This window comes from Mycobacterium sp. E2327, assembly GCF_001672675.1.
Lineage (GTDB): Bacteria > Actinomycetota > Actinomycetes > Mycobacteriales > Mycobacteriaceae > Mycobacterium.
In genome coordinates, this window is record NZ_LZKE01000135.1 from 1 (window position 1) to 5272 (window position 5272).

Genomic DNA, 5272 nt, shown 5'->3' on the forward strand with positions numbered 1-5272 from the left:
TGGTTTCGCCGAAGGTGCTGCGCTGGTCGCGCAACCGGATGGCGTTCACGGCCGCGGTGCTGTTCCTGCTGGCGCTGTGCTTCGCCACCACCAACGGCTGGTGGTACGTCTCCAGTTACGGCGTCCCGTTCAACAACGTCATGCCGAGGTTCGCCGGAATCAGCGTCAGCACGGTCTTTTTCGTCCTGTTCGCAATCACGGCGATCTGGGCGTTCTGGCTGCATTTCGCGTCGCGCGACCACGGCGAGGGCCGCCTGGCGCGGGCGGTGACGGCCGCGCCGGTGCCGATCGCGGCCGGATTCATGGTGCTGGTGTTCATCGCCTCGATGGTCGCCGGGATCGTGCGTCAGTACCCCACCTACTCCAACGGCTGGGACAACTTGCGCGAATTCGCCGGCGGCTGCGCGCTGGCCGACGACGTGCTCGTCGAGCCGGACAGCAACGCCGGCTTCATGGCGCCGCTCCCGGGCGATTACGGCCCGCTCGGACCGCTGGGTGGCGTCAACCCAACGGGGTTCTCCCCCAACGGCGTACCCGACCACACCGTGGCCGAGGCCGTTCAAGAGACGTCGGTGCCGCAGCCCGGCACCGATTACGACTGGTACGCGTACGACTGGCGCGCACCGACCAAGCTGAAGGCGCCGGGCATCAACGGGTCCCTGGTTCCGTTGCCGTACGGCCTCAACCCCGACCAGGTTCCGCTGGCCGGCAGCTACACCGCCGGCGCCCAGCAGCAGAGCAGGCTGACCTCGGCGTGGTATCAGCTGCCGAAGCGCGACGACGGGCATCCGCTGCTGGTGGTGACCGCCGCCGGGACCATCGCCGGCAACAGCGTGTTGCACGGGCACACCAGCGGGCAGACCGTAGTGCTCGAATACGGCCGGCCCGGCCCCGGCGGTGAGATCGTGCCGTCCGGGCGGCTGGTGCCCTACGACCTGAACGGCGAGCAGCCCAAGGCGTGGCGCAACCTGCGCTTCGCCCGGGACAAGATGGCCGCGGACGCAGTCGCGGTCCGGGTGGTCGCCGAGGACCTCTCCCTGACACCGGACGACTGGATCGCGGTCACCCCGCCGCGGGTGCCCGAACTGCGGTCCCTGCAGGAGTATGTCGGCTCGTCGCAGCCGGTCCTGATGGACTGGGCGGTGGGGCTGGCGTTCCCGTGCCAGCATCCGATGCTGCACGCTTACGGCGTCACCGAGATCCCGAAGTTCCGCATCACGCCGGACTACAACGCCAAGAAGCAGGACACCGACACCTGGGAAGACGGCGTCAACGGCGGCCTGCTGGGCATCACCGACCTGCTGCTGCGGGCGCACGTGATGTCCACCTACCTGTCCCGGGACTGGGGCCGCGACTGGGGCTCGTTGCGCAGGTTCGAAACCATCGCCGACGCGCACCCCGCGCAACTCGACCTGGGCACCGCGACGCGCAGCGGGTTGTGGTCGCCGGGCCCGATCCGAATCAAGCCGTAATTAAACGAATTTACGGTCGCGCCGCCATTTATTGTTCATTAGTCGAATAGCGACGGGAATTTACGTTCGGGTAATTCCTCAGCAAATGTTTGAATTCCCGCGTCGCCGGTCAATTACTACACCCCCTGTGAGGTAACTAACACCGTCGTTAAAAAGGTGACCCGATGCACACGCTGACACGCTTAGGGACATGTACCGCGGCGATTGCCGTCGTGATCGCCCCGGCGGAGACATTCGAAATCGGCAACGCGGCCGCCGAGAGCGGCACCCGGGTGGCCCTGGACGGTTCCGAGCGGCGTTGCGATTTCAGCCTGGTGACCACGGCACCGACGATGCCCAGGGCGCTCGAAGGCGATGGCTCCGCCGTCATAAGCACCTCAGGGTCACGAGCCGTCGCGCAGGTGCACATGACAATTCCCAACGAGCCGGGCACCCATTTCGACGTCGGCCTGATCCAGGAACCCCGCCCGTCGTCGGCGACCTGTGGTCCCGGCGACCCGGGCACCGCCTTTAGCGGAATGGACACCGACGCGGCCGGCAACGCGACGGTGACCGTTGCGGACAGCGTTCGGCCGGGCACGACGGGCGTGTGGGTGATTGTCGAGCGGGCAAACCCGAACTCGCAAAACCCGGCCGAGTTCTATACGTCAGAATTCCTGGCGCCGGTTTAGGCCTTTCGGCCGGCCCGTTGTTCGGCCGCGCTGACGACGAGCGCGTCGGAGCCGGGGAACACCGTGGCCACGTGGCCGCTCGCCCAGTGCACCACGTACGGCGGTGCGCCGTCGGCGCCGCGCACCTCCGTGATTTCGCCTCGCTGATCCGCCAATTCTGTGGTCGTGCCCTTGATCACGAGCCAGTCACCCACATCGGCTTTCATCATCGACCTCCCTGATCGCTGACCGAGTAGTCCGATGGTGCCGATCATGCGCCGCGGCCGAGCTTCAGGGAAGGGGCAGCGGGGACGAACGCCCCGGACGGACGGGACTTCGGTCCCTATCTCGGCGTTCGACCAGGTGGTGCCATACAGGAATCGGGAAACGGAGGCACGATCATGGATGCTTCAACGCAGGCTCGCACGCGGCTGTTCGCCCGCGCGCTCGGTCCATTCCTGGTCATCGCCGATGCCACGGCCGTTGCCCGGGCCTCCGACATGCAGGCGCTGCTGTCGCAGTTCGAGGCGAATTCGCTGTGGACGTGGGTGACCGGCGCGTTCATCCTGCTGTTCGGTCTCTTCATCGTCGCCGCGCACCCCTACTGGCGCGGCGCCGCGGCGATCACCGTCTCCCTGCTGGGGTGGCTGATTACCCTGCGCGGGCTGCTCCTGTTCGCCTTTCCCCAGGTGTTTGTGTCTGCGGCCAACCGCATGGTCGGCGAGCAAGGCTGGTGGGTGGCGGCCTGCGTGGTCTTCGCGCTGGTCGGGCTGTATCTGACCTACGCCGGCTGGGCCCCGGTCGCCGACAAGCCAAAGCCCCAAGGGGCCGCGACGAACTCCGATCTCCGGCGGGCCGCGTGACCGAGCCGGCGCCCGACGAAACGACGGGGCACCTCGCCTCGCCGCTGCGCACCGACGATTTCGACGCGGTTGCCGAGGCGGTGATGGAGGACATGCAGACGCTGCAGAGCGGCGTCGGCATGCTCATCGTGAAGCGGGGTCCCAACGCCGGCTCGCAGTACCAGCTGGACCGGCCGGTGATGTCCGCGGGCCGCCATCCCGCCAGCGACATCTTCCTCGACGACATCACCGTCAGCCGCCGCCACGCCGAATTCCGAAGGGAGCACGGCAAATTCCACGTCGTCGACTTGGGCAGCCTGAACAAGACCTACCTCAACCGCAAGCCCGTCGACACGGCGGTGCTGACGAACGGCGACGAGATCCGGATCGGCAATTTCCGCCTGATTTTCGTGGCGGGACCGGCGCCGGGGTAATACCGTCGCGGGCATGAGCGAATACGACCCGCAATACGGGTCAGAGGGCGTGGACCGGCTGCCCTTCTCCACTGAAGAAAAGTCGCAGCGCTACCGGACCGAGAACTACCGCGGCGCGGTGGGCCTGAACTGGTATCGCACCGATCCGACCCTGCAGTTCACGATGGCCTACTACCTGCAGCCCGACGAATTGGCCGTGGTGGAGCCCCATTTGGCGAGCATGGGCGAGCTGATGGGCGGCCCGGTGGCACGGTGGGCCGAGGAGACCGACCGCAACCCGCCGCGGCTGGAGCGCTACGACCGGTGGGGACACGACGTCAGCCAGGTGGTCATGCCGGCGTCGTTCACGCAGTCCAAGCGCGCCGTGCTGGACGCCCAGCAGGCCCTGCGCAGCGACGCGCGGGCCGCCAAGGTCAGCTCGGGCCTGGCGCTGTTCGCGTCCAACTACCTGCTCAACCAAGCCGACATCGGGATGGGCTGCGCGCTGGGCACCGGCGGCGGCATGGTCCAGTCGCTGGTGGCCGCGTACGCGCCGGCCGACGTGCGCGAGCACGTGCTGGCCAAGTTCGCCTCCGGCGAGTGGGCGGGCGAGACGGCGCAATTGCTGACCGAACGCACCGGCGGCTCGGATCTGGGCGCGCTGGAGACGACGGCGACGCGCGCCGGGGACGCCTGGATCCTCAACGGGTTCAAGTGGTTTGCGTCCAACTGCGCGGGCGAGGCGTTCGTGGTGCTGGCCAAACCGGAAGGCGCCCCAGATAATTCGCGTGGCGTCGCGAATTTCCTCGTGCTGCGCAACCGCCGTGACGGTTCGCGCAACGGGGTCCGGGTGCGGCGGCTCAAGGACAAGCTCGGCACCCGGTCGGTGGCCTCGGGCGAGGTCGAGTTCGTCGACGCGGAGGCGTTCCTGCTGTCCGACGAACCGAGCTCGGACGCGGGCCCATCCGACGGCAAGGGGCTCGGCCGCATGATGGAGCTGACCAACGCCGCGCGCCTCGGCATCGCCCTGTTCGGTCTCGCCAACGCCCGTCGCGCCCTGGTGGAATCGCTGTGTTACGCGCGGCAGCGGCACGCGTTCGGCGGGGCGCTCATCGACAAGCCGCTGATGCGGCGCAAGCTCGCCGAGATGATCGTGGACGTCGAGGCTGCGCTCGCGCTCGTCTTCGACGGCACCGGCGCCGCCAACCATCGCCAGCCCCGCGGCATGCGCCAGCGCATCGCGGTGCCCGTCACCAAGCTCAAGGTGTGCCGGCTGGGCATCACCGCGGCGTCCGACGCGATCGAAATCCACGGCGGCAACGGCTATATCGAGACGTGGCCGGTGGCCCGGCTGCTGCGCGACGCGCAGGTCAACACGATCTGGGAGGGCCCCGACAACATCCTGTGCCTCGATGTGCGGCGCGGCATCGAGCAGTCCCGCGCGTACGAGACGCTGCTGGCGCGGCTGCGCGACGCGGTGTCGGTTTCCGACGATGACGAGACGACGCGCCTGGTGGCCGGGCGCATCGAGGATCTGGACGCGGCGATCACGGCGTGGAGCAAGCTCGACCGGGAGGTGGCCGAGGCGCGGCTGTTTCCGTTGGCCCAATTCATGGGCGACGTCTACGCGGGCGCGCTGCTCACCGAGCAGGCCGCGTGGGAGCGGGACACCCGGGGCGGTGACCGCAAGGCGCTCGTCGCGCGGCTGTACGCGCGCCACTACCTCGCCGACCGGGGCCCGCTGCGCGGCATCGAGGACGAATCCGACGAGGCGCTGGAGCGTTTCGACGAGTTGGTGGAAGGGGCGCTGCGGATATAGCGAGCAATAGCTCCTATGTCAAGCCGCGGTGGGTTGGGTGTGTTGGGTGCGGGCTTGGTAGTCCTTGAGGAGTCGG

General features: G+C 68.2%; 6 protein-coding genes. 5 read left to right on the forward strand and 1 reads right to left on the reverse strand.

The window, feature by feature from the left end:
- Both A5712_RS16045 and A5712_RS16050 read left to right on the forward strand, forming a co-directional pair.
- On the forward strand, positions 1-1472 hold a 1472-nt coding region (locus A5712_RS16045; protein WP_197519407.1), incomplete at its 5' end, for an arabinosyltransferase C-terminal domain-containing protein.
- A gap of 164 nt (positions 1473-1636) precedes the next feature.
- A complete protein-coding gene (locus A5712_RS16050) occupies positions 1637-2143 on the forward strand; it encodes a hypothetical protein (protein WP_068106994.1) in 507 nt (168 codons plus the stop codon).
- Here A5712_RS16050 and A5712_RS16055 read toward each other — a convergent pair.
- On the reverse strand, positions 2140-2349 hold the full coding sequence (locus tag A5712_RS16055) for a DUF1918 domain-containing protein (protein ID WP_068107002.1): 210 nt from the start codon (positions 2347-2349) through the stop codon (positions 2140-2142). The two genes, A5712_RS16050 and A5712_RS16055, sit on opposite strands and share 4 nt — an antisense overlap.
- Before the next feature lie 174 nt (positions 2350-2523).
- Here A5712_RS16055 and A5712_RS16060 point away from each other — a divergent pair, with 174 nt between their 5' ends.
- The 3 genes from A5712_RS16060 to A5712_RS16070 are packed head-to-tail and all read left to right on the forward strand — an operon-like array spanning position 2524 to position 5196.
- Positions 2524-2985: a hypothetical protein gene (locus tag A5712_RS16060; RefSeq protein ID WP_068106995.1), complete on the forward strand. Its 462-nt coding sequence runs from the start codon at positions 2524-2526 to the stop codon at positions 2983-2985.
- The gene (locus A5712_RS16065; RefSeq protein ID WP_068106998.1) at positions 2982-3398 is read left to right on the forward strand and encodes an FHA domain-containing protein; all 417 of its coding nucleotides are present in this window, start codon (positions 2982-2984) and stop codon (positions 3396-3398) included. Before A5712_RS16060 ends, A5712_RS16065 begins: the two co-directional genes overlap by 4 nt.
- A 13-nt stretch (positions 3399-3411) precedes the next feature.
- Positions 3412-5196: an acyl-CoA dehydrogenase family protein gene (locus A5712_RS16070; protein ID WP_068107001.1), complete on the forward strand. Its 1785-nt coding sequence runs from the start codon at positions 3412-3414 to the stop codon at positions 5194-5196.
- The last annotated feature ends 76 nt before the right edge of the window (positions 5197-5272 follow it).